This is a genomic window from Pseudarthrobacter humi, assembly GCF_024294965.1.
GTDB lineage: Bacteria > Actinomycetota > Actinomycetes > Actinomycetales > Micrococcaceae > Arthrobacter > Arthrobacter humi.
Genome location: NZ_JANCLV010000023.1, coordinates 1 through 15,785, shown reverse-complemented (window position 1 = coordinate 15,785; position 15,785 = coordinate 1). Strand labels below are relative to the sequence as shown.

The following is a 15,785-nucleotide window of genomic DNA, read 5'->3' as shown; positions in this document are numbered from 1 at the left end:
CAAGGCTCATGGTGTGTCCAAGAGGCGCTCGCCGGACTCCACTTCCGGCTGTCGCCTCTTACCCAGCGACAGCCTGGGCGTCGCGGCAATAATGAGGGCAGCCACGGCCACCGCCGCGCTCAGGATCAGGCCCGGCCGGTACTGTTCCAGCATCGCGGCGGCATCGAGGGCGGCACCTGCCTCGGGCACATTGCCGTGACCGCTCACCATTGCCGTGGTGACGGCCAGCACCAGGGCGGCGCCGACTTGGGTGCTGGTCTGGATCAGGCCTGCGGCCAGGCCTTGCTCGGAATCACGGATGCCAGCGGTGGCCTGGACGTTGATGGACGGGAAGGCGAGGGCGAAGCCAATCCCCAGCAACAGGACGGACGGCAGGATGTCGGTCACGTAATTGGGCGAGGTGCCTACGCGAAGGAACAGCACGTATCCGAGCGTCAACGACGCCAGTCCCGTCAGGATCAGCCGCGGGGCGCCGAATCTCTCGATGAGCCGGTCCGCGAAGGGTGCGCTCGAGGCAACCAGCAAGCCGGTCGGGAGCAGCGCCAGGGCCATGCCAAGGGGGCTCCATCCCAGCACGGACTGCAGGTAGAGCGTCAGGATGAACTGGAAACTCAGATAGGAGCCGAACAGCCCCACGGCACTGAGGTTGGCCCGGGCAACCCAGCCTTCCTTGAGGATGCTGAACCGGATCAGGGGGTGCTTGACGCGGTTTTCGATCACGGCGAACGCTGCCAGCACCGCGGTGGAGGCTACGAATCCGGCGATAGTTGCCACAGATCCCCAGCCGTTCCCCGGTGCCGCTACCAGCGTGTACACCAGCCCCAGCATGCCGCCCGCGAGCGTGATGGCGCCCCAGACGTCATGCCCGCTCTCCTGCTCCCCGGTGGTGTCCTTGCCCCCGGCCCGGCCTGCGGCTTCGTCCCGGGGGATGTACCTCAGGCCAAGGATCACGACGGCGACTGCCACCGGAACGGAGACCAGGAAGGTCCAGCGCCAGCTCAGGGAGGTCATGAGGCCACCCACCACCAGGCCGAGGGAGAATCCACTGGCGCCGAACGTGGTGAAGATGGACAAGGCGCGGTTGCGTTCGCGCCCTTCGGCGAAGCTGGTAGTGATGATCGAGAAGGCGGCGGGAGCCGTGAATGCGGCGGCCAGGCCCTTGACGAACCGGGTGGCGATCAGCAGCGCCGGGTCATCCACCAGCCCGCCGAGCAGGGATGCTGCGGCGAAAACGCCGAGCGCAATCAGGAAGATACGACGCCGGCCGAGCAGGTCCGCCATCCGTCCGCCCAGCAGGAGCAGGCTTCCGTAGCCGAGCACGTAGGCGGAGACGATCCACTGGAGGGATTCGGTTCCGAGATGAAGTTCGGTGCCGATCGAGGGCAGGGCCACGCCGACCATTGATACGTCCAGTGCGTCGAGTGCCAGGACGGTGCACAGGACCAGGAGGAGCATCCATTGTGCACGGGTCCAGCGCACGGCTGTCAGCCGGCCTCCGGCTGATCTTTCAAGGGTGGAAGTTGAAGTCATGGCTACAACTTATATGACACGTCATTGAATGACAAGGAATATTATGACGTGGACTTTTAATTCGTCTTGAACTAGAATCGCTGCATGGCAAAACCGCAGGACCAACAGCTGGTTGAGCAATGGCGCAGCATCCAGACAACGTACTTCCATACCGCCGGGGCGCTGGACCGTGCGCTGGAGTCGAAGTTCAGCATCGGCCTGACGGAGTTTGAAATCCTGGACCTCGTGGCCGAAAGCACCGATGCGGCCTGCCGCATGAAGCAACTCGGTGAGCGCACGCCCATGACCCAGAGTGCCATGTCCAAGGTGGTGGACCGGCTCGACAAAGCCGGACTGATTTCCCGCAAGTCCTGCGAAGATGACCGGCGCTCCCTGTTCCTGGAACTCACCGACGCCGGCCGCGCTCTCCACCGGCAGGCCGCCGTCGAGCACCGCGCCCTGCTGAGGGAAAACCTGGCCAAAGACTAACCGAAGGCCTTGCCGTCCTGGCTGGGCTCGTCCTCGTCCGAGGTTGCGATGTGATGGGGCGCGTCAGTGATCGTCTATAAAGATCTCTTCGATCTTCAGGCCGAACAGCCTGGCGAGCAGGAAGGCGACGGGAGGCTCGGGTCGAACTTCCCCGCGGCAAGCGCGGCCCAGCTCGCCGCCGGCTGCGCATCCCAAAAGAAGTCCGTGCCGAACTTGGCCACCCGGTGTCAAGGTCGCTTGACATGGCCCGGCCGGCTCTTTCTTGTCAGGCCTGGGTTGTCCTCCCTGGCCGGCGGTACCGGCTTGCAAACGTGGGCGGCGCAGGCTGGGGGATATTGGAGAGATCCGCGCCAGGCCGCCGTCGTCGTAATTCCAGGGCGAGGGCCTCCTGTCCGCGGGCCATTGCCCAACGGTGGTTTGCGGAAAAGGCGGGCCTGAGCAGCCAGCTCAACCGACGCAGTAGCGGTTTTGCCGCGCTGACCCGCCAGTCATAGGTGACAACCGTTTCCGGCCCGTCCTGTACGAAGGTCCAGCGTCCGGTGCCGTTGAGGTCACCGTTCGCGGAGATTGCGAAGCCATGCTCCGTGATGGGCTCGGTGACGGTGAGCTGCCACTTCAGGGTGTACGGCAACCAACCTTTGGTATGAAGGGAGAACGCCTTTCCACTGCCATCCGGGTTGCCTGGATCGAGTGGCACAACAGCCAAATACACCGAGGGCCACCAGCGGGCCGGTTCCGCATGCTTTGAGCGACTTAGACTGCACGCATGTCCGAAACTGAACGAACCACAGACCCGGTCTTCGAAGCTGCCTACGAGGCCGCACAAAAGAGCCTCCGAGAGGGCGGCATCCCGATCGGTGCTGCCTTGGCCCGCGGCGGGGTGGTCATTGCCAGCGGCCACAACAAGCGTGTCCAGCATGGCGATCCAATCGCCCACGGCGAGATGTCTGCGTTGCGGGCTGCCGGACGCCAGAAGAGCTACCGGGACACAACCCTCTACACCACCCTGGCACCGTGTGCGATGTGTACCGGGACCATCATCCAGTTCAAGATTCCGCGCGTGGTGGTGGGCGAGGCCGAGACGTTCCCCGGCGAATTCGAACTTCTCCGCTCACGCGGCGTCGAAGTGGTGGTATTGAATGATGCCCGTTGCGTCGAGATGATGCGCACCTTCCAGGACGAAAACCCTGAACTATGGGCGGAGGACATCGCCGAGTAAGGACCTCGCTGGACACCTTCGCAGCCTGGTCGCAACCTTTGAAGTCCTAGCATGGGGGCCAGGACGAAGACGTCTGTTTTCCAGAGGAGTGACCATGACTGTTTATGTACAGCCCGGCCAATCAGGATCCAAGGTCCAGTTCAAGGACCGCTATGAGAACTGGATCGGCGGAGAATGGGTGGCTCCAACGACCGGCCAATACATCGAGAACGTTTCCCCGGTGAACGGAAAGCAATTCACCGAGGTGGCACGCGGCGCCGCCGCGGACGTTCAGCTCGCACTCGATGCCGCGCACAAGGCCGCACCGGCGTGGGGCAAGGCTTCGGCCACAGAGCGCGCCGCCGTGCTGAACAAGATCGCCGACCGGATCGACGCGAACCTTGAGATGCTCGCCGTCGCCGAATCGTGGGACAACGGCAAGCCCATCCGCGAAACGTTGAATGCGGACATTCCGCTCGCTGCGGACCACTTCCGCTACTTTGCCTCCGCCATCCGCGCCCAGGAAGGCCGGCTGTCCCAGCTCGACGACGACACCACGGCCTACCACTTCCACGAGCCGCTCGGCGTCGTGGGCCAGATCATCCCGTGGAACTTCCCCATCCTGATGGCCGTCTGGAAGATGGCTCCTGCCCTGGCGGCCGGCAACGCAGTGGTGCTCAAGCCCGCTTCCAACACCCCGGCCTCCATCCTGGTCCTGGCGGAACTCATTGCGGACCTGCTGCCTGCGGGCCTGCTGAATATCGTCAACGGCTTCGGGGCGGAAGTGGGTAAGCCGCTGGCCTCCAGCCCGCGGATCCGCAAGATCGCCTTCACCGGCGAAACCTCCACCGGGCGCCTGATCAGCCAGTACGCCAGCCAGAACCTGATCCCGGTCACCCTGGAACTCGGCGGCAAGAGCCCGAACATCTTCTTCAACGATGTTGCCGAATCCAACGACGCGTTCTACGACAAGGCGCTGGAGGGCTTCACCCTGTACGCCTTCAACCAGGGCGAAGTCTGCAGCAGCCCCTCCCGTGCCCTCGTCCAGGACGGTATCTACGATTCCTTCATGGCTGATGCCGTGGCCAGGACAGAACAGATCATCCAGGGCAACCCGCTGGACACCAACACCCAGATCGGCGCCCAGGCCTCCGTGGGCCAGATGGAGAAGATCCTCTCCTACATCGACATCGGACTCGAGGAGGGCGCCAAAATCCTGGCCGGCGGTGCGCGGTCGGAGCTTGACGGGGACCTGGCCGGCGGTTTCTATGTCCAGCCGACCATTTTTGAGGGGCACAACTGGATGCGGATTTTCCAGGAGGAGATCTTCGGCCCGGTGGTCTCCGTTGCGCGCTTCAGCGACTACAAGGACGCAGTCAGCATCGCCAACGACACCCTCTACGGCCTCGGCGCCGGCGTCTGGTCCCGCAACGGCAACGTCGCTTACCGTGCGGGCCGCGAGATCCAGGCAGGCCGGGTGTGGGTGAACAACTACCACGCCTACCCTGCCGGCGCCGCGTTCGGCGGGTACAAGTCCTCGGGCATCGGCCGTGAGAACCATGCCATGATGCTGGACCACTACCAGCAGACCAAGAACCTCCTGGTCAGCCACTCTGAGAACAAGCTCGGCTTCTTCTAGCCCGGCAGATAGCACAACAAACTGGTACTACGAAGGGGCTTTTACATGACGAGAATGCTGATTATCGGACCTCCCGGTTCGGGTAAGGGAACGCAGGCGGAACGGATTTCGGAGCGCCTCGGCGTAGCCGCGGTCTCCACCGGCGACATCTTCCGCGCCAACGTGAAGGGCGAAACTCCTCTTGGCATCGAGGCCAAGAAGTACATGGACGCCGGGGACTTCGTTCCGGACAGCGTCACCAACGAAATGGTCAGGTCGCGCCTCAGCGAGGATGACGTGGACGCCGGCTTCCTGCTGGACGGCTACCCGCGCACCACGGCGCAGGTGGACTACCTTGACGGGATCCTCGCGAACAGCGAAGAAAAGCTCGACGTCGTCCTGCAGCTCACGGCCGACGACGAGGAACTCGTCTCGCGCCTGTTGGGCCGTGCCAAGGAAACCGGCCGGAGCGACGACAACGAAGCCGTGATCCGCCACCGCCTTGACCTGTACCACGAGCAGACCGAGGCCGTTGTGGCCAAGTATGCCGAACGCGGCATCCTGACCCAGGTAGACGGGATCGGCGGCGTCGGCGAGGTCACGGACAGGGTGATGAACACGCTCGGAGATCTTCTTAAGGTCTCCGCCGAAATCGGACGGTAGTACTCAACCGCCTGCACCGCTGATGCGTAGCGGTGATCGAGCCTGTCGGAAACCACCACCGGAATCCGACAGGCTCGGCCCGGCTGTACGGGCGAACGCACGGCTCGTCGCCGTCATCGAGGCGTCCGGTGACGCGTTGCCGGGTACGGCGGCACTGGCCAATTCCTGGGTGCGGCTAGGCGGGGGCCAGAGCCCGCACCGAGTTCCGTTCCACGGTGGGACAGTGGATTTTTGTGGGGTCAGCGGCCGGTGCTTCTTCAAGGCCCAGGAGCATCCGCACTCCGGCTGCGCCCAGTTCGTAGTGGGGGAGAGCTACGGTGGAAAGCGGGGGCCGGACGTGGGCGGCGATGACTTCCTGGTTATCGAATCCCACCACTGCCATGTCCTCGGGGATGGAGAGCCCGTGCTCGCGCAGCCCGTCGTATAGCCCCATCGCCATTCGGTCGTTGTAGCAGTACACAGCAGTGGCTTCGCGCTTGAGGAGTTCCTCGGTCGCTCCGTACCCGCCTTCCTGGTCCGGGTAGGCTTCCAGGACCAGGCCCGCGTCGAACGGGATGCCTTCCGCTTCCAGCGCTTCCCTGTAGCCCTGGAGTCGTCCGTCCTTAGCCGGGGCCGGGATGGTGGCGTTGATGAAGGCGATCCGGCGGTGGCCGTGTTTCAGCAGGATCTCCGTGGCTGAACGGCCGCCCTGTACTTCATCCGGGACCACGGCCCGGGCGCCCGGTTCCGTGGAAAAGCAGTTGACGAGGACGAAGTCCGACTCCTTCAGGGAGGCCGGGATGTCCGTGGGCCGGTGGAACCAGGTGGAGTAGAGGATTCCGCGCACCTTGTATTCGAGCATCATGGCAATCGCGTCCGTCTCCAGCTCGCGGTTGCCTTCGGTGTTGGCGATGAGAAGTGCGTAGCCGTGCTTCCAGGCTTCATCCTGGGCGCCATGGATGATCTGGCCGGCAAAAGGGGTGGTGGCAATGGCATCGGCCACGAGCCCGATGAACCGCGAACTCCCGCTGACCAGGGTTTGCGCCATGGCATTCGGCCGGTAGCCCAGGTCCCGGATGGCGTCCCGCACGCGCTGGCGGGTTTCGTCGGATATCCGGGCAGTCTTTTTCTTGTTCACTACCAGGGAGACGGTGGCAGTCGAAACGCCCGCGGCCTCGGCTACCTGCCGGAGCGTGACGGGTTGAGGGCGCCCGGGACGCTTGAGGGGTGCAGCCGCACCCAGCGGTGTGACCGAACTATTCTCCTGCGAATTCATGAGCCCTCCTTGAGGAGTATATCCGGCTGTTCCTGCTGTCATCCCTTGCTCCCACCGCTCTCCAGGCCTTGGATCATGGCTTTGTTCAGCACAAGGAAGACCAGCAGCAGGGGCGTGATGGTGATGCAGACGGCGGCGAAGGTGGCCGTCCAGTCCGTCTTTCCCATGGCGCCGATGTAGTTCTGCAGACCCAGTGGAATGGTCTTCAGTTCTTCGGAAAGGACGAAGGTGTTGGCGAAGATGAAATCGTTCCAGATGAAGATGCTGTTGACCAGGACGACCGTCACGACGGTATTTACCGAAAGGGGCAGCGTGATGAGTCCGAAGATCCGGTATGGACCTGCTCCGTCAAGGGACGCGGCCTCGTACGTTTCCCGGGGGATGTATTCAAAGAACGAGGAGAAAAGGTAGATCGACATCGGAAGGGCGAAGCCGGCCAGGGGAATGATCATCGACGGGTAGGTGTCGAGCAGGTTGATGGTTGAGTAGTCGATGAAGAGCGGCACGAGGGCGATCTGGACGGGCACGATGATGCCGACCAGGAAAAGGCTGCGGACGAACTTGCTGAACCGGAACCCGAGGACCTGCAGCGCATAGGCTGCCATCATTCCGAGCAGCACAATCAGGACATTGGCTCCCATGGTGACGATGAAGCTGTTCAGGATGTTCAACCAGAGGTTGCCCGTCTCGAAGGCGCGGGCGTAGTTCTCCCACGTCAGGGACTTCGGCAGTGCGAAGGGGTCGCCGGTCGCGAAGTCGTGTTCGGTGCGGAGGCTGGTGATGAAAAGCCAGGCGAGAGGGTAGACCTGCACGATGACGATGAGGGCGATAAGCACTCTTGACAGGGTGCTGTGGAGGCTGGGCGGCTTGCGTCGGCGGAGCTGCGGCGGGCTGTCTGGTGGGATTGCCACAGGCCTGGTGATCGGAGCTGCCGGCGCGGTCATGCGTCCGCCTTTCGTTTGAGCAGGAACAGGATGAGCCCTACGGCCACCAGGCACTCGACAACGATGAATACGGCGATGGTGCTGGCGTATCCGAAGTCGGTGCTGGAGAAGGCCGTCTTGTACATGTAGGTGGTCAGCAGCTCCGAGGACTGTCCGGGGCCGCCGTTGGTCATGAGGTAGGGGATGTCGAATCCGCGCAGGCCGTAGGTGGTTGCCATGATCGTGGTGGTGATCCAGACGGGCATGATGTGCGGGAAGCGGATCTTGGTGAACAGCTGCCACCGCGAGGCGCCGTCGAGGCGGGCCGCCTCCTCAAGTTCCTGCGGGACGGACAGCAGTGCCGCGTAGATGATGAGCATGTACAGGCCGGTGAACCGCCACCCTTCCGGAGCCGATACTGCGGTGAGCACGGTGTTGATGTCCGAGAGCCAGGGCCGTTCAAGGGCGCCGAGGCCGATCCAGTGCAGGAGCTGGTTGAGCAGGCCAACCGGTTCGATCGAGTAGATGCGCACGAAGAGGAACGCGATGGCCACGGTGGAGATCACCGCCGGCAGCAGGTAGAGGGTCTTGATGAGCTCGCGGCCGCGTCGCATCGAGGTGAGGAGGCTGGCCACGACCAGGGCGCCGCCGAGCTGCAGCACCAGGCAGATGGCCAGATATCCGAGGGCGTTGAAGAAGGAGCGCCAGAAGATGTCGTCTGCGGTGAGCATCCGCACGTAGTTGGCGAGCCCTACGAACTCCATGTCGCTGATGCCGTTCCAGGAGAAGAAGCTGAGGAACAGCGACTGCACGATGGGGAACAGCACGGCGACGCAGTAAAGGAACAAAGGTGGGAGCAGGAACACCAGGACGGAAAGTCGTGACCTGTTGGGGAGCATGGCTAGGCCTTTCGGGTGGGGGCCGCAGCCGCAGCCCCCACCGCTGTGATTACTTGAAGAACTTCGGGGCGTTCTGCGCGATGGTGCTGTCCATCGTGCTGGTGAACTGTTCGGGCGTGATGTTGCCCTGGACGAGGAGCACTAGCTCCTGCTGCAGCCGGCCGTTGGTTGTCGGGTCAAGCTGAGTGTCCCACGGCATGGCCTGCTTGCCCCCGAGGTCGTTGGCCTTCTCCAGGGCCTTCTTGTACAAGGGCGTGGCGTTGGCCGGCAGGACGGTCTCCACATTGGTGGTCGGCGAGAGCGCGCCGGTGGCCGCGTACTCGGCCGGGTACTTCTTCAGCGCGAACTTCAGGAAGTCGCTGACCAGCGGGTCGTAGGTCTTGGAGTTGACGGCCATTCCAATGCCCGACGGCGACACGAACTCGTTTGCCGCCGTGACGGATCCTGCAGTCGTGGGCAGGGTGAAGAAATCGATGTCATCGCGCACTTCAGGATTCAGCTTGTCCGTGGCCAGGCTGGGCAGTTCCCAGGTGCCAATGTTGTACATCGCTGCCTGGCCGGAGGTGAACTGGTTCTGGGCGTCGGAGTAGCCCTGCGATGAGAAGCCATCCTGGAAGCACTTGGCCTTGCCGAGCGCCGCCAGCCATTCGACGGTCTTCTGGCCTGCGGGGTCAGAGAACTTTGCTTCGCCCTTCTTGAGCTTCTGGATGAAGTCCGGCCCGGCTTCACGGAACGGCTGGTAGGCGACGTACCGCTCGAGCGGCCACTGGTCCTGGCCGTCGATGGCGATGGGGGTGATGCCGGCATCGCGCAGGGCGGTGCACATCGCGGGGATGTCATCGAGGGACTTCGGGACGGAGACCCCGGCCTTCTGCAGCAGGGCTTTGTTGTACCAGACGAACTCCAGCTCGAACTGGAACGGGATCATGTTCAGGGACCCGTCGTCGAAACGCTGGTAATCCAGCGCGCTGGGCCGGTAGTCGTCGTAGACGTCCAGGGACTTCAGCAGCTTTTCGGCGTCGACCATTTTGCCTTGTTTGGCCAGCTGTTGGGCGAAGGGCGTGGCGTCGGTGTCGAAGAGCTCGGGGAGTTTGTTGGCCGCGGCCAGCGTCTCGAGCTTTTGGATGTAGGAGGGCCGGTCGGGAGTGGTGATGAGCTTCAGTTCGAAGCCCGGGTGGTCTTTGGCGTACTCGTCCGCCAGCTTCTTCATGATGTTGATGACGGCCCCGTCGGCCGGCCGCGAAAGCAGCCACGAGATTTCACGGGCCTTGATTTCCCCGGTGGGGCTGACGTTGGATGGGTCCGTGGACCCTCCGCCGCCGCAGGCTGTCAAAGCCAGGGCGGTGACGGCTGCGACAGCGGCAGCACGGAAGAGTTTTTTCATGGGGGCAATCTCCTTTGATTGGAACGGAGGATGAGGGTGGTGGTTATTTAGTTGTCGGTGCGCTGACGTATTTGAAGTTCAGTGACGGTGACGGATCCTTCGCCGGCGAAAACGCCGATCCGCCCCGCGGGCAAGTCGTAGATCCTGGTGCTGAGGGCCACCTGACGGTCCAGGACGGCAACGCAGATGTCGCCATCGACGATGACTTCCAGGGTGTGTTCGCCGGGGGAAAGGTCGCACGGGCGTTCCAGCTCGATGTGGAACGGAATGTCGCCGGAGACATGCCATTGCGCGTCTCCGGTGCTGGTCCTGGGCCACCGGTCGAAGACGAGCCTGCCGCGCTTCGGTTCCAGGCGCAGCACGTAGGACTGGTCCCCGTCCTGGCTGGAGCGCAGCAGCAGACCGCATTCCGTTGTCCCGGGGGCAATGTCCAGCACTGCCTTCGCGTAAAACTGGCTGGGCAGTTCTTCCTCCGAGACGACGGCGGTGTATCCGTCCGGGACGTTGAGCCGGGTGGGCAGTTCGTGTGCCAGGGACACCGGGACGTCCTCCCAGAAGCTGTCCACCAGTTCATCGGCGAAGGCGAACCCGAGCGTTCCGTCCGCATTTTGGCGGGCTTCCAGGACGGACATCGTGCCTGCCCACTGCCAGGGTCCGTCGTCGCGGTTGCCTTCCTTGCTGGCGATCCAGCCGAAAAAGAAACGGCGCCCGTCCCGCTCCGCGGTCTTTGAGGCGTAGTAGGCGCGCCCGTCGATACTGTCCAGGTCCGGTACAGTCCACGGGCCGTCGGGGCTCTTGGCCATGCGGTACCGGGTGGTGAACGATTCGGAGAACTCCGAGTAGACCATGTACCACCAGTCACCCCACGCGAAGACATCCGGGCACTCATGCGTGATGTAGCGGCGCGGATCCCAGAACGGTTCGGTGTGCCGCCAGTTCACCAGGTCTTCGGACACACACTGCGCGATGACGCCGCGGCGGCGTTCAGGTCCTGCGGAGTGCCGTGCCGCCAGCAGCATCCGCCACTGGCCTGCCGCCTCATCCCGGAAGACGAACGGATCCCGCCAGTCCCCGGACTCATAGCCGTCCGGGGCGCCGAAAGTGAGCTCGGGGTGCTTCACCCAGGTCTGCATGCCATCGGTGCTGGTGGCCTGCATGACCAGTTGCAGGGGAGCGCCGTCCGGTCCGAGGTTCCGTGGGTTCTGTCCCGTGTAGAACAGGCGGTGGTTGCCGCTTTCATCGACGACGACGCTGCCCGTGTAAGCGTTGAAGTCCAGGTCGGTGTCGCTTCCGTGGTGGAGCGAAACACCCTGGTCCTCAAACTGCGTGAGGTCTTTGGTGGTGACAAGGTTCCACGACGTTCCCGGCTTCGGGTCTGAGCGGACCTCGTGAAGGTAGAAGAGCCAGAACTCCCCGTCCTTCTCGAAGGGGATAAGATCGCCAACCCATCCATCGGAGGGCTGGAAGAAGACTGAGCGTTTCATCGGCACTGATGTCCATTTCTGCTAAAACGTTTGATCACTTGTAATCTAGCCCCAATCGGAAACCTGATCAAGCGTTTTAGCAAAGTTTAGGTTTATTCTTTCGCTGGTCTTAATCCGGAGGATGCGGACGGCGCGGAAGCAGCCTCATACTTCCCCCGGACCTCCGGTTTCGGAAGCTTCGGACGACACCGTACTGCCGGCCGACAGGAAGCTCCTGAGGGCCGGCAGCCTGGTTCAGGTCCTAGCTGAATTCGCGGATGGTGATTCCGGAGAAGGTCGCAGGGCCGCCGTCGGCGTATAGCGAGATTCCGGTGTCGCCGTCTGCGAAGTGCACCTGCTGCGAGAGCACCGTTTGCCCGGCATTGACGAAGACTTCGACGCTCTGTTTGTCGACGAAAATGCGCAGGTGCACTGCTCGTGCGGCGGCGTCGATGGGCGCCGCCGCACGGGTGTACGGCACGAGCGAGAAGCCGCCCTGGTCCGAAGGGGCGCGGTCGACATAGACCTCGTCAACGTACTTGCCGATGTTCGTGTGGCGCGTGCCGTTGGCGGAGCGCCCCACCGATACGCCGACGTTCGCGGCAGCATCCCACGAGATGTCGAGTTCGAGCTCGTAGGCGCTGCCGCTCCACGGCAGCACTGCGCTCCCGTTCACGGTGCGGTCGGGCAGCACGGTTGTCGAGCTGACGTAATTTGAGAGCTCCCCGACCGGGGCGCTGAGCAGGCTGTACCAGCCTTCTGGCTGACGCTCCAGGCGCAGCTCGCGCACGATCGAGTTCTGGCCGTTGTACCCGTCGGAGGCATCGGTGGGAACATCGCGCGCGGCGTACTTCCAGTTGTTCATCCAGGCGACCGCGTACCGTCGCTCGTCCGGCGCATCGACCGCCGGCCAGGTCACGGCGGCGTACCAGTCCCAGCCCCAATCGAGCCACTGCGGGTCGAGGTTGTTGGTGATAAATTCTTCGCCATTCCAGGCGCCTGTCCAGTAGGCGAAGGTCATCGGCAGGCCGATGCTGTAGGCGTCCATGCTGGCGCCGAGCACCCAGTGCCGTGTTCCGTCACTGGCGGTCATCTGGAAGAGGTCGGGGCACTCGATGCCGCCAAGCGCGTGATTCGGGTAGTCGAAGTTGCGTTTCAGCTGCCAGTCGCGCAAATTCGGTGAGGTGTAGAACGCTGCGTATCGAGCTCGGCCGATGACGCATACCCACTCGCTGCGCGCCGCATCCCAGTGGATCTTGGGATCGCGGAACCATTCGGCGTTCTCGATCTCCGCCGGTGTCGTCGCGGTCCGGCCGTCGGTATTGACGATCACCGGATCGGGGAGTGCCGTAAAGGTGTAACCGCCGTCGGTTGACCAGTACAGGTACTGCTCCTGGTACTTGCGGATGTTGTCGGTGGGCTGCGTCGCGAGCGCCACGATGGCCCCCGCGCCGAAGCCCGCAGTGTTTGACGTGTCGACGACTGCCGAGCCCGACCACACGGGAAAGTCTGGCTGCAGCGGCAGCGCGACTCCGTGATGGGTGAAGGTCACCCCGTCGGTGGTTGTGGCGTGGTCCCAGCCGCCGGGGCCGTTGTTCTGCCCGGAGTGAAGGTAGTAGAGATGGTGGGCGCCGTTGGCATACACCGGGCGCTGCGGGTCGCACAGCCAGCCGGACGGCGGGGTCAGGTGGTAGACGGCACGCAGTGATCCCTGGGCCTGGGCGGCCGTGATGGGCATGCCGCTGCACATGAACAGGGCGAGTGCTCCTGCTCCTGTGCCTTGTAGGACGTGGCGCCGAGAAAAATCATGGGTCATGTTTGCTTCCTCGCAAAGGGTGGTAGCTGCAGGCATCAACTTTGATACCCGGTCCTGCTTAAGCGTTTGATCAAGCTAAAGATAAGTGTTGGCGCCAGTCGTGATCAAGCGTTTTAGCAGAATTTCTGACTTTCCTCTGCGAAGACCCAGCCCGGTCAGGGCGAGGAAACCGGACCCGGAAACGCGGTATCGGCTACGGTCAATCCATGTACCGGATCCGTTGGGCCGAGGGCGTGTGGGCGCTGCTGGTCCTGCTCGCCGCCGCCATGATGGCCTGCGGGCTGGCGGACGCGTTCACTTTCATCGTGGCGGCGGCCACCTATCCGGTGGGGCACCGGCTGGTCTTGCTCGGAGCTCTCGGGTTTGCCGGCGCCGCGGTGTGGGCTTGGCTGCGGCCGGCCCGGCGATGGGTAAGAGTCCTCACGGCACTGCCTGCGGTAGTGGTCGGCGGGCTCGCCCTGCAGTTTGAGGACGGCGGCTGGGGCGTCCTGGCCGGGCTCGTCCTTATCCCGGCGGCTGTCTTCGCGATGCTGGCGCACCTGCGCCGCCCGCCCGGCGTCGCGCGGCACGAGAAGTAGGCGACGGCGCCCATAGCCAAGGCGACTGCGCTCTGGGAGGACCGGCCTATTTTTCGATCCTGCGGGTCTTGGCCAGCGCGGTTACTCCGGCGGCCATGCCCAGCAGGCCTGCGCCCAGGCCCGCCCATCCAAGGGCGGCAGAGCCGGCATCCTGGGGCGCGGCAGAGGTAGCCGATGCCGCCTCAATATCTGCCGTTGCTTCGGCGCCGTGCTCACCTGCGGGACGGGTGGTGATGAAGGAAGGCGCGGGATGCTTGGGCTTCTCTTGGCCGGCCACTGCCGCCTCACTCCATTGCACGACTGTTCCGTCGGAGTACGTCTGCGCTGCCGGCAGCAGCACGGTAGTGCCAGCGTGTGGCAACCGGCCCACTGAGATAGAAAAGGTCTGATACTGCTGCTGGGAAATCTGGTGCGCCTCATCTGCTGTCCAGACAACAGAGGCTGGAGCTTTCGTGATCGTTGCTCCCTTGACAGTCATGGGAGCCGCAAGCTCCGCTTCCAGGACCTCGACCGTCCAGCCATCCATCGGTTTGACCGACACGGACGTGAAGGGTGTTTCGGATGGGAGGGTGACTGTGAGTTTGGTCGTCTTGGCTGTTTGGGATTCGTTGGGGACCCGGAACGTCAGTTGGGAGAAGCCACCTTCAAATGTTGAATCCGGTGTAACGCCGACGTGTGCTGACGCGGCTCCAGCGCCGAAGGTCATCAAACAGGTTGCAACGGCCAGAACCGCGGCTGTCTTGGGCGTGCGAAGGGTTGAAGAGTTCATCGTAATTGCCTTTCTCAGCGCGATGCCGCGGATCCAAAACCGGACGCCGCGCCGACGGGCATGAGCGAAGCTGCGTCCACCGTCGGACCCTAGGCCGCCCGTTTTGTTGGTACCGGGGCCTCCCGCGTTGGAAAACGGAAGGCCCCGGGGTCTGCTGCGCTCAGTCAGTCTCAGGTCCGGTGCAGAAGAAGCACTCCCCGGCCTCGAGGCTTGAGTCGCATGTCTTTTCTATGAGGTTGGATCGCTCGGCGTTGGATAGGGCTCGGGTCTTCACGGCGCCCTGTTTTGCTTGTGGGCGATCAATTGACAGGCTCATGCCATCGTGGCAAACATCATGGCCATGACGGCGGCACCGAGAGCTTCCAGCCCGTGTTCTGCACGGACGGAAATCCGCGAAGTCGCCGCGCCGAGGAGAGTGCCTTTCGTTGGGCGGAGACGCACTGAAAGGAGAATGAAAACCACAGTCGCCGCTCCGAATAGGACTGTCAGCAGGATCGCCAGACCGGGTGAGTGATCAAAGTCTGCAGCAGCCATGCTTGGGGCTGCAGGTGCCATAGAGTGATGGGCGTTCGGCATTGACATTCCGCCTGCCGGAAAGTGGCCGGTGGTAACCTGGCCCATCATTGCAATCATGACCGCAGCGCCGGCCATGCTGAGGCTGTGGTACAGGCATTTCAGCCGGCCTTCGCTACCCGCGCAGAGCGTTTTGAATTCCGGCCGAGTGACGGCCTGTATAACAAACCACAGCGCCGCACCGGTGAGGACTGCGATCTGGGCCAGCATCGTTGACGGCACGAGGTTCCATAACATGGCAGCCATGAGGACGTTCATGATTGCATGGAGGCTTTTATTGATCTGGTCCGTGCGCTGGTGAGACTTTGTAGCTAGCAGGAAATGGTAGCTCCCGCTTAGCAACAGAACGGCCGTGAGGGCCCAGGTAATTGCCGGGATATTGAACACGCGGATCACGCTCTCACTACTGGGTTTGGGTGGGGTGCAGGACGGTCCCCGATGCTGCGGCCACAGCACCGGGGACCGCCTGTTAGGGCTGTTCCTTCTCCGGCTCTAATTTGTCAGCTTGGTCGGTTCACTTTTCGGTGCTGCAGCACTTGTCGGTGTTGGTGGTGGTGGGTTCGATTTTGGTGGGGAGGTTGAGGGTGGGGTTTTGGTCGAAGAAGCCGTGGGGTTCGAGCATGAAGCCGATGTTTTGGCGGGGCATGA

At 63.2% G+C, this 15,785-nt stretch carries 14 protein-coding genes and 1 pseudogene; 5 read left to right on the top strand and 10 right to left on the bottom strand.

Features of this window, described 5'->3' with window-relative positions:
* Window positions 1-6 precede the first annotated feature (6 nt).
* Window positions 7-1,530: an MFS transporter gene (locus NFC73_RS19885; RefSeq protein WP_254753069.1), complete on the bottom strand. Its 1,524-nt coding sequence runs from the start codon at window positions 1,528-1,530 to the stop codon at window positions 7-9.
* A gap of 84 nt (window positions 1,531-1,614) precedes the next feature.
* On the opposite strand from NFC73_RS19885, the gene NFC73_RS19880 reads away from it, so the two are divergent.
* On the top strand, window positions 1,615-1,998 hold the full coding sequence (locus NFC73_RS19880) for a MarR family winged helix-turn-helix transcriptional regulator (protein ID WP_141141830.1): 384 nt from the start codon (window positions 1,615-1,617) through the stop codon (window positions 1,996-1,998).
* 265 nt (window positions 1,999-2,263) lie between these two features.
* Here NFC73_RS19880 and NFC73_RS19875 read toward each other — a convergent pair.
* Window positions 2,264-2,725: pseudogene (locus NFC73_RS19875) on the bottom strand (SRPBCC family protein); the annotation flags it as partial.
* 39 nt (window positions 2,726-2,764) lie between these two features.
* Here NFC73_RS19875 and NFC73_RS19870 point away from each other — a divergent pair.
* From NFC73_RS19870 to NFC73_RS19860, 3 genes are all read left to right on the top strand, one after another.
* On the top strand, window positions 2,765-3,217 hold the full coding sequence (locus tag NFC73_RS19870; RefSeq protein ID WP_254753067.1) for a nucleoside deaminase: 453 nt from the start codon (window positions 2,765-2,767) through the stop codon (window positions 3,215-3,217).
* Between the two features lie 94 nt (window positions 3,218-3,311).
* On the top strand, window positions 3,312-4,835 hold the full coding sequence (gene exaC, locus NFC73_RS19865; protein ID WP_254753065.1) for an acetaldehyde dehydrogenase ExaC: 1,524 nt from the start codon (window positions 3,312-3,314) through the stop codon (window positions 4,833-4,835).
* Window positions 4,836-4,889: 54 nt separating this feature from the next.
* Window positions 4,890-5,477: an adenylate kinase gene (locus NFC73_RS19860; RefSeq protein WP_254753102.1), complete on the top strand. Its 588-nt coding sequence runs from the start codon at window positions 4,890-4,892 to the stop codon at window positions 5,475-5,477.
* Window positions 5,478-5,652: 175 nt separating this feature from the next.
* Here the strand turns inward: NFC73_RS19860 and NFC73_RS19855 are convergent, their stop codons facing one another.
* From NFC73_RS19855 to NFC73_RS19830, 6 genes are all read right to left on the bottom strand, one after another.
* The gene (locus tag NFC73_RS19855) at window positions 5,653-6,732 is read right to left on the bottom strand and encodes a LacI family DNA-binding transcriptional regulator (RefSeq protein ID WP_254753063.1); all 1,080 of its coding nucleotides are present in this window, start codon (window positions 6,730-6,732) and stop codon (window positions 5,653-5,655) included.
* A 38-nt stretch (window positions 6,733-6,770) separates the two neighbouring features.
* The gene (locus NFC73_RS19850; protein ID WP_254753061.1) at window positions 6,771-7,676 is read right to left on the bottom strand and encodes a carbohydrate ABC transporter permease; all 906 of its coding nucleotides are present in this window, start codon (window positions 7,674-7,676) and stop codon (window positions 6,771-6,773) included.
* Window positions 7,673-8,554: a carbohydrate ABC transporter permease gene (locus tag NFC73_RS19845; RefSeq protein WP_254753059.1), complete on the bottom strand. Its 882-nt coding sequence runs from the start codon at window positions 8,552-8,554 to the stop codon at window positions 7,673-7,675. The genes NFC73_RS19850 and NFC73_RS19845 overlap by 4 nt, the downstream gene beginning before the upstream one ends.
* Window positions 8,555-8,603: 49 nt before the next feature.
* Window positions 8,604-9,938 carry an ABC transporter substrate-binding protein gene (locus tag NFC73_RS19840; protein ID WP_254753057.1) on the bottom strand — a complete coding sequence of 445 codons (1,335 nt, stop codon included), beginning with the start codon at window positions 9,936-9,938 and terminating at the stop codon, window positions 8,604-8,606.
* Window positions 9,939-9,985: 47 nt separating this feature from the next.
* Window positions 9,986-11,422, bottom strand: coding sequence for a GH32 C-terminal domain-containing protein (locus NFC73_RS19835; RefSeq protein ID WP_254753055.1), 1,437 nt, complete (start codon window positions 11,420-11,422; stop codon window positions 9,986-9,988).
* Window positions 11,423-11,663: 241 nt separating this feature from the next.
* Window positions 11,664-13,217, bottom strand: a complete 1,554-nt coding sequence (locus NFC73_RS19830; RefSeq protein ID WP_254753053.1) for a glycoside hydrolase family 32 protein — start codon at window positions 13,215-13,217, stop codon at window positions 11,664-11,666.
* A gap of 206 nt (window positions 13,218-13,423) precedes the next feature.
* On the opposite strand from NFC73_RS19830, the gene NFC73_RS19825 reads away from it, so the two are divergent.
* Window positions 13,424-13,795: a hypothetical protein gene (locus NFC73_RS19825; RefSeq protein ID WP_254753052.1), complete on the top strand. Its 372-nt coding sequence runs from the start codon at window positions 13,424-13,426 to the stop codon at window positions 13,793-13,795.
* A 46-nt stretch (window positions 13,796-13,841) separates the two neighbouring features.
* Here NFC73_RS19825 and NFC73_RS19820 read toward each other — a convergent pair whose 3' ends face one another.
* Both NFC73_RS19820 and NFC73_RS19815 read right to left on the bottom strand, forming a co-directional pair.
* Window positions 13,842-14,564 (bottom strand): YcnI family copper-binding membrane protein, encoded by a 723-nt coding sequence (locus NFC73_RS19820; protein WP_254753050.1) that lies wholly within the window; start codon window positions 14,562-14,564, stop codon window positions 13,842-13,844.
* A gap of 312 nt (window positions 14,565-14,876) precedes the next feature.
* Window positions 14,877-15,524, bottom strand: coding sequence for a DUF5134 domain-containing protein (locus NFC73_RS19815; RefSeq protein ID WP_254753048.1), 648 nt, complete (start codon window positions 15,522-15,524; stop codon window positions 14,877-14,879).
* Window positions 15,525-15,785 lie beyond the last annotated feature (261 nt).